Below are 16,712 nucleotides of genomic sequence, written 5' to 3'. Positions count from 1 at the left end.
GTGGAGTCGTTGCCCCTCAGCAACATAGGACGCCAATGGGCGCGACGGAACTACCCTTGGGCAGTTCCCAGCGGAAACTCTTCAGCTGCAGCATCCGGGCCACACTTCTGATTCAGAACGGGATTTTAACGGGCTTTGCGCGGTCAGAAGACGAAAGCGGCGGCCCGTTCCAGCCCGGGAAGCACCGGAGCTGCGGCATCGAACAGCGCCCGATGGCCGAATTCACCGTGGGTATGGGTCACGATCATGGCCCGGGGCGGCCTGGATTCGGCAGACACCCCCACGAGTCGCCCGCCCTCCTTGAGCTGCCCGAGCAGCGCCTCGGGCGTCACCTCGACGGCGCCGTTGAGGATAATGACGTCATAGGGAGCCGCAGAAGGGTCCCCGTCGGCGCAGGCCGCTGCCTTGCAAGTGACGTTGGCGAGCCCGAGGCTGGCGCAAGCATCCTTGGCTTTCGCGGCCAGGGCCGAATCACAGTCCGTCGCGGTGACCTGACCGGCGAGCTTGGCCGCCAGCGCAGCGAGGTAGCCCGTGGCGCAGCCGACCACCAGCACGTTGTCGCCCTCGCCGATTTCGGCGGCCTGAAGCAGCTTGCCGGTCAGCTGCGGCTTGATCAGGAAACGCCTAGCGCCGCCCTCGCTCACGTCGAGATCGAGGTCGAGATAGGCCAGTGCCTGCCTGGCAACCGGCACGAACGCCTCGCGCGGAACCGTGAGCATGGCGTCGAGAACACGGCGATCGGTGACGTCATTGGTGCGCACCTGGCCATCGACCATTTTTAGGCGCGCGGTCGAGAAACCGGACATTTGCGGACCCTGCAATGCGGACGATGCCGCGGACGAAAGTTGGCGGCATCTTTGGAACAGGCTCCGCGAAAACGCAACACGTCCGTGGGCCCGGGCGCCAGACCCGGGCTGCGCAACTCACGGCATCAAAGTGGTCGATGAGCTATTCGATCGTCACCGCGAGGCGGCCGATCAGCGCGGCGACTTCGTCGAGCCGCGCCGAATCGTGCTCCTCGACGGCGCGCGCGAGGCAAGCCAGGCATTCATCATCGCTGAGCTCGGGAACGTCTGCCGGCAGAATCGAGGGGGCCATACGGAAGCGGTCGACCTGGATGTCTGGCATGGGAATCAGCTCCATAAAAAACCGGCTCCCGCTAAGCTCGATTTGAATTGAGTCGAATTGGCGTCCCCCTCATGACGCGACTGCGCCCACACGCACACAACTGCTTGAACGCGATTCTGCACCGGAAGCAGCCGGATCACTGTTGAGGTGTTGCCTGAAGCCGTGTCGAGAACAACGTTAGAACGTGGGGGTAAGATCTTGAAATTGGCTGAAATTATCTCCTTTCCTCTTTAGGCGAGCATCGGAACGGAGCAGCCGGGCGGGCGGTACACATCCTTTGAGCACGCGGCAACGACATACCGCCTGCGGATCCGTAGAGCGATTGCCGCTGATAACGCTTAGGTTGCAAACGGTATCTGAGGATTGAATTCCTGTGGTGTGCAGCTTGCGCCAGTGCACGAGAGCAGCTGGCGAGACTAATTGCCTCATATCGCGAATTCCTCGATCCGGAGCGCTGTTTGGCGCATACTTTGCGTTAAATTCGAAGATGATTTGACCAAGGACGCGAGCTCAGATCGTCACTCCGACCTCTCGCGTTGTGGTAGTATTTGCTGCCGCCTGCCGCAGAATTGTCGCGCTTGAGTAACAAGGTACGGCCATGGGGCAATTCCTCCTGGTTGATTCGCGTAAGCTCGACGGCTTCGAAGGTCTTCAGCAGGCCGTCCACGGCTCGCATGTCGACGTGATGCAACTCGGCCGCGGGCGGCTGCGCGGAACGCTGTCCCATGTCGGCATCGGCGATTTCTCCCTCAGCATCGGCACGTTCAACGTCGGCATGCGCACGCAGCGCGTCTCCAGCGACGACAAGCTGATCATCGGGATGCTGCTCGCGGCCGAAGAGCGCGTCACTCACTGGTCTTTCGACATGGGCCTCAACGATGTGCTCGTGATTCCGCCGCTGCTCGAGCATGACGGCGTCTTCTTCGGCGCATCCGCTTACGCGGCCATGCGCTTCGACCTCAACGACGTGGCCTCGCTGTTCGGCGGCGAACCGAGGTTGAGCGACCCCGAAACCTGGCGCAGCCGCGGACATTTCCGGGCAGACCTCGATAGCGGCGCCATCGCCTCACGTCGCCTGGTCCGGATCATGTCGCATCTGCGTACCTACAAGGCCGGCCTGACACCGTCGACCGCCGACTTCTGGACGCGATCGATCGTGGAGTGCATGGCGGCCAATGTCATGTCGTCTCAGCCGCCTGACGACACCGGCTGGCTGCCTTCGGCAAGGCGGCTGATCCGCCGGGTCGAGGAGTATCTCGAAGATACCGGCACGCGCCCGGTGCATGTGTCGGAGATCTGCGCCGCCCTCGGGGTGTCGCGCCGCACCCTGCATCGCGCATTTCAAGAGGTGTTCGGTTTGGGCCCGGTCAGCTTCCTCAGGCACAAGCGCCTGTGCGCCGTTCATTCCATTCTGCATGAGAGCGTGCCGGGCTCGACGACCGTGGCCGCTGTCGCCATGCAGCAGGGCTTCTACGAGCTCGGGCGATTCTCGCAGTATTACCTTGCGATGTTCGGGGAGCGTCCGTCGCAGACCCTGGCAGTAGGAGCCGGTCCTCGCCTGAGGGTCCAAGCCCCCGAGCCTGAACTATAAGCGTCTGGTGCGGCGGCGCTGGGCGCTGGCTACGGCCCGGCCGATTCCCATTCTCCAGGCGACAGAACAGCCGGGCGAACGCCCCCGAGGGGCAGCCATGATCACCGCTGCGTCGCGCAACGCATTTAGACCATTGAATTTATTTGGATTTTGGCTCCCCGGGCTGGATTCGAACCAGCGACCATCCGATTAACAGTCGGATGCTCTACCGCTGAGCTACCGAGGAAAAGGGCGAACCAGTCGTTCGCGCGGGCTGCGTATAACAAAGCCGCTTGCGCTTGCAAAGGACGAATTCGCTATCTTGCACAAAGCGTGAAGGAAGGGCCTCGGGCGGCCCCTCCTCCGGGCCAAGTCAGTCAAGTCAGGTCGCGTTACTCGGCGACGAACGAGGTGGTCTTGGTGCCGGGGTCGTAGCGCAGCCGAAGTGCGGTCATCTTGCAGAGATTGACGTTCTTCCAGAGCACGGCCTCGTCATAGTTCTGCCAGTCGACGCGGATGTTCCAGACGCATCCCTCGTCATCCTCCTCGAACTCGACATAGGTGCTGGCCTGGTTCTGCAACACCTTCTCGAGCTCGTTGTCCCATTCGTCCAGGCCATCGTCCGGCGCATTGAAGCCCAGGAACTTGATGGCATAGCCGGTCTCGTTGACGACGGTGACGTTGCGGGCGTCGGCCGCGAACGACGGTGCGGCGGCGATCGCAAGTCCGATCGCGATCAGTCCAGACAGAAAATACTTCATGCAAAAGTCTCCGGATCGAAACTGGCTTCAAGCGCCTGACGTCGATCGGCGCAGGCGCCGCGGCAACAAATGACGTTGCCCCAGGAATTCATCCGGAGCGAGATCGAGAGGTTCAACACGCCATCGATCCGCACTCCGGCTCGTTGCACGACGCGAGACGCGCAACGAGCCAGTTCATATCGATTCGATTTCTCCGCAGCAATGAATGGGCATTCATAGATCGGCGGAGTTTGTTTTCTCCGCCACGGGCGCGGGCATCGCGGCACCGTTGCTCTTGCCCGTCACGGCGCCGACCAGCGCCTTCACGGGATCATCGCCGGGCGCAAAACCGCTCTGGCGCAGGATCTCGTCGATCATGGGACGCAGCGCGTGCACCTTCAGCAGCTCGCCTGCGAGCCCTTCACCGAAGCCGACATTGCCTCCGCCCGCGCCGTTACCGCCAAATGCGCCGCCGGTGTGCAGGATGCGGACGTCCTTGAGGTTGGCGATCGGCTTCACCATCTCGGCCAGCGCCGACGGCATCGTCTCGATCCGCTTCTTGGCGATCTCGAAATCGATGACGTTGCTGCCGAGCTTGTTCTGCGCTTCGTTCTTCATGGTGATGACGGCAGCTTCCGCTTCACCGATATTCCTGACGCCGACCGCCTTGATCTTGTTAGACTCGGCCTCCGCGGTGGCCAGCGTCTTGACCGCCTCGGCGCGATCGAGCGACGCCTTCTTCTCGGCTTCGGCCGCGACGATCAGCTCGGTCGATTTGCGCTCGGCCTCGGTACGCGCGGCGAGCACCTGGGTGAGACGGGCGCGGTCGGCGACCTCGACGGCGCGCGCCGTCACCACCTTTTCCTCAGCGGAGACGGCAAGCGCTTCGGCCGTCTTGGCCTCGGCGACGGCCTCCGAGGTCTGCTTGCTCTTGGACGCGATCTGGATCTCGTTCTCCTGCGTGGCGATCTGGATCTCGCGCTGGGCATCGGTCTTGCGCTTGTTGATCGCCAGATCCGATTCGATGACTGCCGTTTCCTTGACCTGCTTGGCGCCGGCCTCCTTCTCGGCAACGGCACGATCGGTATCGATGCGTGCGTTCTCTTCGGTCAGGCGCGCGGTCTGGGTTGCGGTTGCGACCTCGGCCCGGGTGCTCGCGGTCTTGTTGGCGATGTCGCGCTCTTGGGAGAGCTCGGCCTCCTTCTTGGTCCGCTCGATCCCGAGCGTCTGCTGCCGCGCCTCGAGGTCCTTCTGCGCGATGGCCACCTCGTTGTCGCGCACGATGGCGTTGCGGTCGCGCCGACGGGTCTCGGTGACGGTCTTCAATTGAGTGAGACCTTCGGCGTCGAAGAAGTTTTCGGGGTTGAAGAACTTGACGTCGGTCTGGTCCAGCTTGGTCAGCGACACCGATTCAAGCTCGAGCCCGTTCGACTTCACATCGGACTCGACCGTGGCCTGCACGTGCTTGACGAAGTCCGAGCGCTTCTCCTGAAGCTCGAGGATGCTCATGGTCGCCGCCACCGAGCGCAGGCCGTCGACGAACTTTGCTTCGACCTGGTTGCGCAGCGCCTCGGCGTCGTTGGTCAACGCCCCCAGCGTCTGGCTCGCCAGCGCGATGCTCTCATCGTCGGGGCGGACGCGCACGTAGAATTCGGCGACGATGTCGACGCGCAGGCGGTCCTTGGTGATCAGGGACTCCCGCTCCTTGCGCTCGACGGTGAGGCGCAGCGTCTTCAGATTGACGCTGGCATAGGAGTGGAAGATCGGCAGGATCATGGCGCCGCCGTCGAGCACGACCTTCTTGCCGCCAAGGCCGGTGCGGACGAAGGCCTCGTCGCGGGTCGCGCGCTTGTAGAGGATGGTAAAGACGATCCCGAGGACGACGATCAGCGCGACGCCGATCATGGCCGGGACTGCGATGTCGAACATGACTTTCTCCAATAAATGGCTTGCTAGCTGCTTAGAGGTGGTTTGGACGGCTTGAGTTCATCGTCGGCCTTCACCGCCACGAAGCGGGTGTCGGCGCGATCGACCAGCAGGACCATCGTTCCCTGCGGCAGGGGCGATGACGATGGTGCGGCGACCGCCCAGACGAAATGGCGGTTGCCGTGAATGTCGGCGACGCTGACGCGGCCGGGCGGCCCCTGATCGAGTGGACCGATGACGACCTCGCCGACGCGGCCCACGAGATCGCCGAGGCCGACGGCGTAGCTTTCATCCTTGGGGATGACCCGCGCGATCGCCCGGCTCGCGCCGCGGACCAGCGGAATCGAGGCGGCGACCGCCCCGACCGAGGCGAGCGTCGTCGGCAAGGGACCAGCCACCATCCGCGCGATGTCCTGGATCAGGAAGCCGGTGATGGAGAAGGCGCCGAGCAGCAGCAGCAGGAAGATCAACAGCGGCACGCCGCCGACATTGATCCAGGAGATAGCATTGATCACGCCATTATCGCTGGGGTGACCGAAATCGATGTTGGTGCCGAGCATCTCGCTCAGCGAAGCGCCGACCAGCATCGAGACCACCTCGATCGAGCCGACGATGAGGATCATGGCCGCCGCGATCGCGAACGGCCTGACCTCCGGCATCATGACGTGTTCGAGCAGAGCGCTCATGACACGGCACTCAGGAGCGCGACTTCAGCCGCGCGAGCCTCGCCGCAATCTCCTTGTCGCGATGGAGCGTGCTGAGCTCGTCGATGTCGCTCGAATACGGGATGCCCGGAGGCACGCCGGTGGCGCGCGCCACCGCCCTGCCCGCGCGCAGCGCCTTCGCCGCCGCCGAGCTGCCGCCCGATTTCAGGGGCGACGTCACGGCCTGATGGCTCGCCTGTGCTTCGCTCTTTTCGAGATCGGCGCGGCGCTGCTCGGCGTCCTGGAGCGCCGACAGCACCGCACGCAGCGATGTCACGCATTGCTCGATCTTCTCGTTGTTCTCGTCGATGGCGCGGGAGAGCACCTCGAACTGCGCCTCCAGATCCATCTGCCGCGCGATGCCGGCGCGCGCGAGATCGTCGCGGTTATCGGCGATCGCGCCCTCGATCTTGGGAGCAAGATCGGTCATCTCGCGTTCGATCTCGGTGCGACGCGCGTTGAGACGGTATTCCTCGGCACGTGCGGCCGCGAGCGCGTCGCGCGCTTCGCTTTCCGCGCGTTCGATCTCGCGGATGGCTTGGCCGACCACTTTGAGCTTGTTCTTGCCTTCCGCCTGCTCGATCGCGTCATAGGCAATCCCGGCGATCAGGCGCCCGACCCGTGACAGGAAATTGTCGGGGGCGGCAGCGATGGTATCCATAGCGTTCTCCTCCTCTGGCAGACTGTTCGGCGTGACGCCGTAGTGAACTTCGAAGCCGTCGTCGGTGCGGATGAGGTGCGCGGGTGCGCTCTGCCCCCAGCCCTCGGCATAGCCGGCGTAGTCGAACGACACGCTGAAGCGCCCCTGCACCGTCGCAATCGAAATGGTGGCGGGGCCCTTGATCTTGGCGAGCTTGTCGTCGAGCGGCAGGCGGCGTCCTTGCGCGGCGCGATAATCGGCGCGGTCGCGCAGGCCCAGCGTTACCAGCCGCGACGGCAGCGCGGTCTGTTTGCGGATTGGGTCATAGGCATGGGCATGGAGCAGGACGACGTTGGAGCCGACATTATGGCTCCGTGCGACCTCGTCCAGGATCTCCATCATGCGGTCATAGGCCTGGAACGTCGCCTCCAGCGCGGCCTTGGCGGCCGGATCAGGGGCAAGCCTGTAACGCAGCGCAGATGGCGCGTTTCGGGGCGACGGGCTCATGGAAAGCACTAAAGCACCATTTTGGTGCTTTAGGAAGGGGAAGTTCGATCACGTTCCACTGATCCTTGTGCACTCTGGAGATTAGTCGCTGTCGCCCGGGGCCGCGTTCAAGGCGCGCCATTACCTCTAGATGACCGCCGATCAAGATTTCTTGCACGCGCGGGTTGCAATTTTACGGAAAGTTCGCGCCGACATGGGAACATGAGGGGCCGTAGGGCGGATTGGCCGAAGGCGTAATCCGCCGCATTCACCTCCGCGGCGAGGACGTGGCGGATTACGCTGCGCTAATCCGCGCTACGCTGCTCTCATGGCCGCCGGCACACCAGATCGATCTCGATCAGCGCGTCGTAGGCGAGCCCGGTGACGCCGACGCAGGTGCGGGCCGGCAGGCGGTCCGGTGGAAAGAAGCTGCGGTAGGTCTCGTTCATCGCGGCGTAGTCTTCCTTGAAACGCGTCAGATAGATGCGTGTCATCACGACGTGATCGAGGCCGAGATCGAGACCAGCGAGAACCACTTTCAAATTCTCCATTACGGCTTGCGTCTGCGCCACGATGCCCTCAGGCAGCACGCCCGGCGTTTGCGGCGTATCCGGCATCTGGCCGGTGACGAAGACGAAGCCGTCGGTCTCGACGGCGTGGCTGAAGGGCGCGACCGGCTTCGGGCCGCCGCTGATCATGTGGAATTTCACGAGATGTGTCCTTGTTTAGGTCGCGTCCTGAAACAGGCGCTTGCTGAGGATGGCGTGGACGCCCCAATTGCCGTCGACGACCTGGGTGACGCCGAAATCGACGGCGGCGGACATCAGCGCGATGGCCTCGTCCTCGCTGAGGCCCCTCACGTTCATCAGGAAGCGCCGCATCTTGCGGAACGCGTCCTTCATGGCGAGGTCGAGCGAGGATTTTGCGTAGACCTCGCTCTGGCCCTGCGCGCCGAACTCGGCGAGGTAGTTGGGGTGGCTGAAGCCGGTCAGCACCCAGTCGGTCTCGGTCTCGATCAGGGGATAGGATAGATCGGCAAACGGCCGGCCGGCGAGATCGGCCTTCTTGTGCAGGATGACTTCGAACGTGCCGGTCATCGAGCATTCGATCGCGGTGCCGCTGAGCTCGCCGTCGCCCTGGGTGGCATGGGAGTCGCCGACCGACAGCAGCGCGCCGGGCACCGAGACCGGAAGATAGACGGTGGACCCCTTCCCCAGCCGCCAATTGTCGAGATTACCGCCGAAATAGGATGGCGGCACGGAGTCGACGAAATCGACCTCGCGCGGCGCGACCGCGATGACGCCGAAATGCGGCCGCAGCGGAATACGGACGCCGTCGAGCACGGCATGCCGGCGCTTCACTGTCGCAGGCGCGACGGGAACGCCGGGATAGTCGTAGGTGGTGTGCACGACGCCGAACGGATCGGTCTGTGGCTCCCAGCGGTAGGAATACAGCGCGCGGGCGTGGGGCTCTTCGGGGGCGTCAAAAATCTCGTAGATCGTGACGATCTCGCGCGGCTTCGGACCGCCGAGAAACTCGTTGTAGTGATAACCCCACCAGGCCGCGACCGATGAGCCGAACACACGGCCCGCATGGTTCGGATTGCGGCTTGCGCGCGGCACGATGTCGAGGATGCGGACCTCCAGCACGTCCCCGGGCTGGGCATCCTTCACCGCCACGGGCCCCGTGCAGATGTGAACGCCAAACCCCTCGCCTGCACCACGGCCGAACACGCTGGCATCCATTGGCCCTGCGCCACGGCGATCAACGTTCTTCTTGTCCCTGCTCCAGCCGAACACGCTTTCCGCGCCGGCATCGCCAGCGATCATCAAGTCCGGAGCGTCGGAGGCGTGCTGTGTCAGCGTTTCGATGGTGATGGTGTCGCCCGAGGCGATCTCGATCTGCGGCGGCAATGAGCGGCTGAAATAGCCCCAATGCACGCGGCTGGCCTCGACCGGGAGGTGATGGTGCCGGCGTTCTGCTGTTGCCGGTCCTTCTGCGTCGGCGCGCGTGACGGCGCCGCGTGCTTCCGTACCTGTCTGGTGCGCGCGAAGCTGTGCCAGCGCCTCCTGCGGCCAGCCGCGCTGGCCGGCGATGCCATGCTGCGCGGTCGCCCGCTCCGCCTCCTGCTGGCGAAACTCGCGCGGCGGCAGGCCGAAGCGATGGCGGAAGGCACGGCTGAAATGCGCGGAATCGCCAAAGCCGTAGGCATAGGCGATTTCGGAGATCGAGCGATGTGCCTCGGTCGGATTGGACAGATCGGCCCAGGCCCGCTGAAGCCGCCGCTCGCGAACGTAGTGAGTAAAGTTGTCGCCGACCGTCTCGAACAGCTTTTGCAGGTAGCGCTCGGAGATCCCTTCAGCCTGCGCGACGCGCGCCGGCACCAGATCGGGATCGTCGAGGCGGCGCTCGATGGTCTGGCAGATCCGGTGCAGCAGCGCGGCCTGCGTCGCGCTCGATCCGGCATCGGAAGCCGAGGCCGCCAGTTGATGTGCAAGCGTCAGGAACAGATCAACCAGCGACTGTGCGATCGAATCCCATTCGGCGTCGCTCAAGCTGTCCAGCGTGCGCGCGGTCGCATCGAGCAGGCGCGCGAACACGTCGGCAAAACCACTCGGCGAAACGACGCGGGGCTCACCGAGGCGCGGCTTCCCCGAGAGGCGTCCGTGCAGCGCTTCCGAGGTGACTGACAGCACGATTGCGCGCATGTCGCGCTGGAACACGATGCTCCAGTCGCCGCTGCGCGGCAGCAGCACGAGATGGCCGACAGGAACGATGCGATGGCCGCCGGCGCTCTTGAGCACCATGCCGTCCTCTACCGGCATCAGCGCGATTGGAAGGTCTTCATTCCCGTGCGCACGAGGGCCAACGGTTTGCGCGCCTGCGGCCATGCGCGTCAGCGCAACGCCCGCGGCGTGGCGATGCGATGCCGTCGCATGGCCGTCAAAGAAGGAATGGCCGCCAGCCGGTTGCAGGCCGACCGCAGCCAGCACGTCCCGCCAGGCTTCGGGGCGGTCGTCTTGCGCGTAGGACTCGCTCGTGAAGGGACGGAAGCTCATCGGATCAACCCAGATTGCGGTCGATCGAAGCAACCTCTGTGCCAGACGCACGCAGTCATCCGTCGCAGCGACGGGCTGCAGATGCGGGGTCTCCTTCACGCGTTCATCCCGAATATCAAATACGCATCAATGCATTAGTCGCACCGAAAAATGTTCTTGCGGATCGTGCCGTGGACGCCCCAGTTGGCGTCGACCACCTGGGTGACGCCGAAATCGGCGCCTACCGACAGCAGCGAGATCGCCTCGTCCTCGCTGAGGCCGTGCACGGTCATCAGGAACCGCCGGAGCTTTCTGAACGCATCGCGCATCGCACGGTCGAGGCTCGAGTGGTTGGCAATCTCGGTTTGTGCGTCGGCCCCGAGCGCGGCGAGGTAGTTCGGATAGGTGAAGCCGTAGAACGACCAGGCCTGATCGGTCTCCAGCATCGGATGGTCGAGGCCCTCCAGATTGGTGCCGGCGAGGTCGGCTTTCTTGTGCAGGATGAACTCGAAATCGCCGGTCAGCGAGGTTTCGATCGCGGTGCCGCCGAGCTCGCTGTCGCCTTGCGCGGCATGGGGATCGCCGACCGAGAAATAGGCGCCGGGAACCGCGACCGGATAGAACATCCGCGCGCCCTTGCCGATACGCCAGTCGTCGATGTTGCCGCCGGTATAGCTCGGCGGGATCGAGCTGACGAAGTCGGCCTCGGAAGGCGCGAGCCCCATGGTGCCGAAATGCAGACGCGCCGGCACCTTGACGCTTGCGAGAATGTTCTCGCGCTTCCTGATGGAGGCGTGATCGACGCGGACGCCGGGATAATCGATGGTCGGATGCACGATGCCGTCGGGGTCGGTCTGCGGCGTCCAGACGTAATTGTAGACCGCCTTCGCATAGGGCTCGCCCGAGGTGTCGAGTTCGAAGATGGTGACGACCTCGCGCGGCTTCGGCTCCTCGATCAGATCGTGATAGTGAAAGCCCCAGTTCGCCGCGACGTTCGAGCCGAAGCAGCGGCCGGCATGGCAGGCACTGCAGCTCGGCCGCGGCCGGACGTCGAGGATGCGCACTTCGAGAATGTCGCCGGGCTCGGCGCCCTCGATCGCCACGGGACCGGTGAGGAGATGCACGCCGACCCCCTCACCTGCGCCGCGGATGAAAGGACCTTCCGTCGGGCCCGAGCCGCGCCGCGCAACCGCCTTGTGTTCGCGGGTCCACTGGAACACGCTCTCGGCACCGGGATCGCCCTGGATCATGCGTTCGTAATCGTCGTTGGCGTGATGGGTGAGCGTCTCGATGGTGGCGCGATCCCCGGAGCGCAGCGTCAGGGCCGGAGCCACCTTCTTGGAGAAGTAGCCCCAGTGAACGGTCTTTGGCGAAACCGGCAGCGTGAAATGCTTCATGAGATGGCCTTTTCGGGGAACGCGGTCTTGAACCTGGTGGAGACAGTGCTCATCGCACCGCCTCCGGAGTCTTGTCGGCTTCCATCACGCTGAGGAAACGTGCCGTCAGCGGATTGCGTGGATTGGAGAGCACCTCGTGCGCCGGCCCCTCCTCGATGATCGCGCCGCCGCTCAGGAATGCGACGCGGTCGGCCACTTCATCGGCGAAGCGGATCTGATGCGTCGAGATGATCATGGTGAGGCCGTCGTCGATCGCGAGACGCCGGATCACCTCCAGCACCTCGTTGACCAGCTCGGGATCAAGCGCCGAGGTCGGCTCGTCCAGCAGCAGCACGCTCGGGTTCGGCGCCAGCGCGCGGGCGATGGCGACGCGCTGCTGCTGGCCGCCTGAGAGGTGCCGCGGCAGCGCGTCGGCGCGATGCGACAGCCCGACACGATCGAGTAGCTCGGTGGCGCGGCGGTCGGCATCGATGCGGGGCATGCCGTGGACCCAGCGCAAGGGACCGGCGATGTTCTCCCGCGCCGAGAGATGAGCGAACAGATTGAACTGCTGGAACACCATGCCGACGCCGACGCTGGCGCGCTCATTGGCGAGGTCGCGGGGCGATAGCGGCTTGCCGTGCTCGCCAAAGCCGAGGCGTCGTCCGCCGACGCGCACGGCGCCGGACTCCCAGGTTTCGAGATGGTTGATGCAGCGGAGCAGCGTGCTCTTGCCGGAGCCGCTGGGACCGAGCAGCGCGACCACCTCGCCGACGCGCACCGTCAGGTTGAGGTCGTCGAGTACCTTTTGCGGGCCGTAGCTCTTGGTGAGGTCCTTCGTTTCGACCGCGATGTTGTTGCGCGCGATCGTCGCGGCCCGGCGGGCACGCTCCTCACGCGTTAGGGCTGGCGGCGGCGTTGCAACAGGCTCCGCCTGCACTGGCTCCGGATCATTCGCCGTCACCTCGGCAAGTTCGAGCTTTGTGCCGAGGTCGACGCGGCGCCAGGGCAGATAATCCGAGAGCTTGCGCTGGCGGCCCTTGGCGCGATCAAGATCGAGCAGCCATTCGACGAACAGCTGAATGATGCTGATGGCGAAAGTCAGCACGAGATAGAGCAGGCCCGAGGCGAAGAAGATCGAGAAGAAGTCGAAGGTCGATGACGCCAGCTGGGTCGAGCGCAAGGTCAGCTCCTGGACCGCGACGACGGACGCGAGCGAGGAATTCTTCAGCGCGCTGACGGCCTCGTTGCCGAAGGCCGGGATCATGGTGCGGATCGCCTGCGGCGCGATCACCCGCCACATCAGGATCCGGGGCGTCATGCCGAGCGCCTGGCCGGCCGTGACCTGCCCGCGGTCGACGCCGAGCACGCCGGCGCGCAGCATCTCCGCGATGAACGGCGCCTCGTTGCAGGCGAGCGCGAGACCGGCCGCCAGCACGGCCGGCAGCTTGATGCCGATATGCGGCAGCGCGTCGTAGGCGAACACCATCTGGAGGATCAGCGGCGTGCCGCGGAAGATCACGGTATAGGCCCTGGCGATCGCCGCCAGGAGCCAGAAGCGCGAGAGCTGCATGCCGGCAAGGATCAATCCGAGGATCAATCCGCCGCCGAGCCCGAGGGCGGTCACCTCGAGGGTGAGCTCGATGCCCTCGAGCAGATACGGCATGCTCAAATAGTGGAGGAACAGCGACATCAGTCAGCCGTCAGAATGTCGGGCTCCTTGAAGTTGTTCACATCGAGCCCGTGCTTCTTCAGAAGCTCCATGTGCGTGCCGGCCTTCTGCACCTCGATCAGCGCGGCCATCACGGCATCGCGGAATTTCGGCTTGTCTTTGGGAACGGCGATGCCGACCGAATACGGGATCGTCACGGCGATCGCCTTCTCCAGCTTGTCCGGATAGGCCTTCACGGCGCTGTCGACGGTGTTGACGTCGTTGATGTAGGTGTCGGCGCGGCCGGCGAGGATCGCCTGGATGCAGTTGGCGTTGTTGTCGTAGAGCTGGATGGTCGGCTCGGGCTTGCCGGCCTTCTTGCACTCCGGGATCAGCGCTTGGATCAGCGGCACCTCGACATAGCCGGTGTTCTCGGCGGCCGCCGTGCCGCACATCGACATGTTGATGCCGTTGATGCCTTTCGGATTGCCCTTGGCGACCAGCACGCCGTCGAACACCTTCGAATAGGTGATGAAGTCGGCGGCCTTGGCGCGCTCCTTGGTGGCGTAGATGTCGGAGATGACGATGTCGGCTTGTCCCGCGGCGAGCGTGGTCAGGAGAGCCGCGAACGTCACCGGCTTGTAGGTCAGCTTGAAGCCGAGGCATTCGCCGATGGCTTCGCCGAGATCGATATCGAAGCCGATATATTTACTGGGATCCTTCGGATCGATGGTCTCATAGCCCGGCGTGTGCGGGTTGATGGCGTTGACGAGGGTCTTGCCCTTCCAGTCCGGATATTTGTCCTGGAGCGCGGCACAGGTCGCAGGCGCTGCGGCCTGTGCGCTCAGCGGTGCTGCGGCGACGAAGCCGAAAGCAACGGTGGCGCCGAGCGCGACCTTGCGCCATGGCAACGCGCGCGACATCCCCCGCGCCTGGGGCAATACCCGTCTCTCCATCGTCCCGCTCCTTTGATTGCCATGGCATGGGCCATGCTCCAGATCTCGGGAGCGAGCCTAGGTGGAGTGCGTCGGGGAAAGCTTGTCCGCGGGCGTACAAAAAATTGGATGGAGGGGGCCCGCGATTTGGGCAAGCGGCTGCACAAAAACTGTTCGTGGCACGGAGTGCAGCCGGTGCGGGAATCCGAATTCGGGAGAACCAAATAGTCTCGTCTCTCGCGGCAATCTGCGCGATCCGAGAATCACCTGGTGTCGTGATTTGACAGAGATATGACGCTTGCTGACGGAGATACGACGCTAGGCCGCCGCATCTGCGGCCGGTATCCACAGCACTCCACAGCCTGTCCGCAGCATATCCACAGGCCGACTATGCCGGATTCGCGAGCCCGCACGAGCCACTTGCTGCGCACAAACCCACAGGTCCGGTATGTCAGCCGCCGGCCTGGTCGAACACGGTGCGGCAAGCCTCGCTCAAGCTTGGCCGGTTACGCCGTAGGCAGGCCGTGATGGCGCGGACGTTGGGAATCTCGCCGGCGCAGAGCCGGTAGACGTCGGGCGTGCAGGCCCGGCGCTGCTCCGGCGTTCCCTGCTGGGCGTTGGCGGCGGTCGCAAACAGGGCCAGGAACAGCCCGACCGTCGAGGCGCGGCGCGCCCGGCTCGTCACACCCGCAAACCGCAAGAACCTCGCCTTCATGACCAGCCTCCTGTTTGCCCTGCCCGCCCCCGGCCCTTGCTGGCCGGTGCTGGTCAAAGGGGTAGGAGAAATAAATCGCGGGGAATGTGATCTCTTTCACATTGGGGCCGGCCAGCGGGACCATAGGTTCCCGAGGGGATTTCCGGGGGACTTTTTTAGAAATCGCTAACCAAACGGGACCCGATCGCCGGATCGTTAAAATGCGAACGATCCGCTCAATCGGGTAACAAACCGGCTTTGCGACATTGCGCCATCCGCGTTCTGCGAGGGTGCGATGAGCGAAGCCGAATTCAACTTGCTGCTAGATGCCGTCCGGGACGCCATGGTCAATGAAGACTTCGCGCCCTTGCCGGAGGAGGAATTCGTGCCCCGCTCGTGGTCGTACGCCGCAACGCCCAAGGCCGCCAATGACAATGAGGGCGCCTGGCCCCTCCTGCCGTTTCCGGACGGTTGGTACGCGGCCTGCTGAGGCCACTTTCACCGCAAACCCAAGCGCCCGCCTCGCGGGCGTTTTGCCATAGGGCCTTGCTATTGCCCCTGCGCCGAACTCCGGCGCATCGCGATCACGTCTTGACGCGATCCTCACCGTCCTGCGGCGCCCTGTCGGGCGCGGCCGGCGGGAAGATGCTGTCATAGATCGCGCGGGCCTCACGAATGAGGCGAGCCCGCTCCAGCTCGGATTTCGGGACAAATCGGACGATTTCGCTCACGTGCTCTCCAGCGCTCGATCGTTGGGGATTGCATCACTTCGCTGATGCGAACTCTATGCCAGCGGGCCTGAATCGCGGGTTGCCGCCAAGCCCCGGGCAAACCCGGTGTGGAAGGGGCGGCAGACCTCGCTGACGGCGCTCCGTGGAGCCCGCGCTGCAATCGAATTTATGTTGGAAATTCAGAAGCTTGTTGATGGAGGCCACGACCAGAATTGAACTGGTGTACACGGTTTTGCAGACCGTTGCGTAACCACTCCGCCACGTGGCCCCGTAAGGGCGGACCAATATAGGGGATCAATGGGTTAGGCAACCCCGCGACCGGGCGTTTACGCCTTCGCACCGCCGGGGCCTACGAGATATTTCGCAAGAATCGCGTCGGTCGCGCCAACCGCGGCGATCCGCCCCTCCTCCAGCAGGATCGCACGGTTGCAGGTGCTCTGGATCAGCTCGATGTCGTGCGAGGCCAGCACCAGAATGCCGGCGCGCGCGACGATCTCGTCGAGCCGCTGCCGCGCCTTCTTGCGGAATTGCTGGTCGCCGACGCCGATCCATTCGTCCAGCAGCACGATCTCGCCCTCGACGGCGGTTGCGACCGCAAAGATCAGGCGCAGCATCATGCCGCTGGAATAGGTGCGCAGCGGCAAATCGAGCCGGTCGCCGAGCCCGGTGAACCCGGCGATCTCGGCGCGGCGCGCGTCGATCTCGGAACGCCGCGCGCCGATCACGAGCCCGCGCCGCATGATGTTCTCGTAGCCGGTCGCCTCCTCGTCGAAGCCGGCCGACAGGTCGAACAGCGACAGGCAGCGGCCGAGCACATCCACGCTGCCCGCGGTCGGATGATAGATGCCGGCCAGAACCCGCAGCAACGTGGTCTTGCCGGCGCCATTGGCGCCCACGATGGCGACGCGGTCGCCGGCGCGGATGTCGAGGCTGACGTCGTTGAGCGCGGTGACGATGTGCGGCACCGCCGCCGTCCGGCGCAGCGTCACGGCGCTGACGAAGCGGCTGCGCAGCGAGCGGTCGCGGAACGACAGCACCGGGAAAGTCACGGAGACGTTGCGCAGGACGATGTGGGCAGCAAGGCTCATGCGTG

General features: G+C 64.5%; 16 protein-coding genes and 2 tRNA genes. 2 read left to right on the top strand and 16 right to left on the bottom strand.

What is annotated here, in order from left to right; genetic code table 11:
* Positions 1 to 143: 143 nt before the first annotated feature.
* Together NLM15_RS22050 and NLM15_RS22045 are read right to left on the bottom strand one after the other, a co-directional pair.
* Positions 144 to 806 carry a protein-L-isoaspartate O-methyltransferase gene (locus tag NLM15_RS22050; RefSeq protein WP_254119348.1) on the bottom strand — a complete coding sequence of 221 codons (663 nt, stop codon included), beginning with the start codon at positions 804 to 806 and terminating at the stop codon, positions 144 to 146.
* Between the two features lie 142 nt (positions 807 to 948).
* Complete coding sequence (locus tag NLM15_RS22045; protein ID WP_254124317.1) at positions 949 to 1,128, bottom strand: hypothetical protein; 180 nt, start codon at positions 1,126 to 1,128, stop codon at positions 949 to 951.
* A 598-nt stretch (positions 1,129 to 1,726) separates the two neighbouring features.
* On the opposite strand from NLM15_RS22045, the gene NLM15_RS22040 reads away from it, so the two are divergent.
* Positions 1,727 to 2,719 carry a helix-turn-helix domain-containing protein gene (locus NLM15_RS22040; RefSeq protein ID WP_254119345.1) on the top strand — a complete coding sequence of 331 codons (993 nt, stop codon included), beginning with the start codon at positions 1,727 to 1,729 and terminating at the stop codon, positions 2,717 to 2,719.
* Between the two features lie 151 nt (positions 2,720 to 2,870).
* Here NLM15_RS22040 and NLM15_RS22035 read toward each other — a convergent pair.
* From NLM15_RS22035 to NLM15_RS21985, 11 genes are all read right to left on the bottom strand, one after another.
* Positions 2,871 to 2,945, bottom strand: a tRNA-Asn gene (locus NLM15_RS22035).
* Positions 2,946 to 3,090: 145 nt separating this feature from the next.
* On the bottom strand, positions 3,091 to 3,459 hold the full coding sequence (locus NLM15_RS22030) for a hypothetical protein (RefSeq protein ID WP_254119343.1): 369 nt from the start codon (positions 3,457 to 3,459) through the stop codon (positions 3,091 to 3,093).
* Between the two features lie 213 nt (positions 3,460 to 3,672).
* Positions 3,673 to 5,367, bottom strand: a complete 1,695-nt coding sequence (locus tag NLM15_RS22025) for a flotillin family protein (protein WP_254119341.1) — start codon at positions 5,365 to 5,367, stop codon at positions 3,673 to 3,675.
* A gap of 23 nt (positions 5,368 to 5,390) precedes the next feature.
* Positions 5,391 to 6,050 (bottom strand): OB-fold-containig protein, encoded by a 660-nt coding sequence (locus NLM15_RS22020; RefSeq protein WP_254119339.1) that lies wholly within the window; start codon positions 6,048 to 6,050, stop codon positions 5,391 to 5,393.
* Between the two features lie 10 nt (positions 6,051 to 6,060).
* A complete protein-coding gene (locus NLM15_RS22015) occupies positions 6,061 to 7,224 on the bottom strand; it encodes a PspA/IM30 family protein (RefSeq protein WP_254119337.1) in 1,164 nt (387 codons plus the stop codon).
* 296 nt (positions 7,225 to 7,520) lie between these two features.
* Entirely contained in the window at positions 7,521 to 7,904 is a 384-nt protein-coding gene (locus NLM15_RS22010) for a RidA family protein (RefSeq protein ID WP_254119335.1), read from the bottom strand.
* 15 nt (positions 7,905 to 7,919) lie between these two features.
* Entirely contained in the window at positions 7,920 to 10,253 is a 2,334-nt protein-coding gene (locus NLM15_RS22005; protein ID WP_254119333.1) for an acetamidase/formamidase family protein, read from the bottom strand.
* A 134-nt stretch (positions 10,254 to 10,387) separates the two neighbouring features.
* Positions 10,388 to 11,629: an acetamidase/formamidase family protein gene (locus NLM15_RS22000; RefSeq protein ID WP_254119331.1), complete on the bottom strand. Its 1,242-nt coding sequence runs from the start codon at positions 11,627 to 11,629 to the stop codon at positions 10,388 to 10,390.
* 49 nt (positions 11,630 to 11,678) lie between these two features.
* Positions 11,679 to 13,301 carry an amino acid ABC transporter permease/ATP-binding protein gene (locus NLM15_RS21995; RefSeq protein ID WP_254119330.1) on the bottom strand — a complete coding sequence of 541 codons (1,623 nt, stop codon included), beginning with the start codon at positions 13,299 to 13,301 and terminating at the stop codon, positions 11,679 to 11,681.
* On the bottom strand, positions 13,301 to 14,182 hold the full coding sequence (locus NLM15_RS21990) for an ABC transporter substrate-binding protein (RefSeq protein ID WP_375166855.1): 882 nt from the start codon (positions 14,180 to 14,182) through the stop codon (positions 13,301 to 13,303). The genes NLM15_RS21995 and NLM15_RS21990 overlap by 1 nt, the downstream gene beginning before the upstream one ends.
* A gap of 463 nt (positions 14,183 to 14,645) precedes the next feature.
* Entirely contained in the window at positions 14,646 to 14,909 is a 264-nt protein-coding gene (locus tag NLM15_RS21985; RefSeq protein WP_254119326.1) for a hypothetical protein, read from the bottom strand.
* 274 nt (positions 14,910 to 15,183) lie between these two features.
* Between NLM15_RS21985 and NLM15_RS21980 the strand changes: the two genes are divergently transcribed.
* A complete protein-coding gene (locus tag NLM15_RS21980; RefSeq protein ID WP_254119324.1) occupies positions 15,184 to 15,378 on the top strand; it encodes a hypothetical protein in 195 nt (64 codons plus the stop codon).
* A gap of 94 nt (positions 15,379 to 15,472) precedes the next feature.
* Here the strand turns inward: NLM15_RS21980 and NLM15_RS21975 are convergent, their stop codons facing one another.
* The 3 genes from NLM15_RS21975 to NLM15_RS21965 all read right to left on the bottom strand — a co-directional run bounded on the left by NLM15_RS21975 (position 15,473) and on the right by NLM15_RS21965 (position 16,707).
* On the bottom strand, positions 15,473 to 15,619 hold the full coding sequence (locus NLM15_RS21975; RefSeq protein ID WP_254119323.1) for a hypothetical protein: 147 nt from the start codon (positions 15,617 to 15,619) through the stop codon (positions 15,473 to 15,475).
* Positions 15,620 to 15,813: 194 nt separating this feature from the next.
* A tRNA-Cys gene (locus NLM15_RS21970) sits at positions 15,814 to 15,887 on the bottom strand.
* Positions 15,888 to 15,945: 58 nt separating this feature from the next.
* On the bottom strand, positions 15,946 to 16,707 hold the full coding sequence (locus tag NLM15_RS21965) for an ABC transporter ATP-binding protein (RefSeq protein ID WP_254119321.1): 762 nt from the start codon (positions 16,705 to 16,707) through the stop codon (positions 15,946 to 15,948).
* Positions 16,708 to 16,712 lie beyond the last annotated feature (5 nt).

The sequence above is a fragment of the Bradyrhizobium sp. CCGB20 genome (assembly GCF_024199855.1).
GTDB lineage: Bacteria > Pseudomonadota > Alphaproteobacteria > Rhizobiales > Xanthobacteraceae > Bradyrhizobium.
Note: the sequence above shows the minus strand (reverse complement) of the source record. Positions and strands in the feature narration are given on the sequence as shown.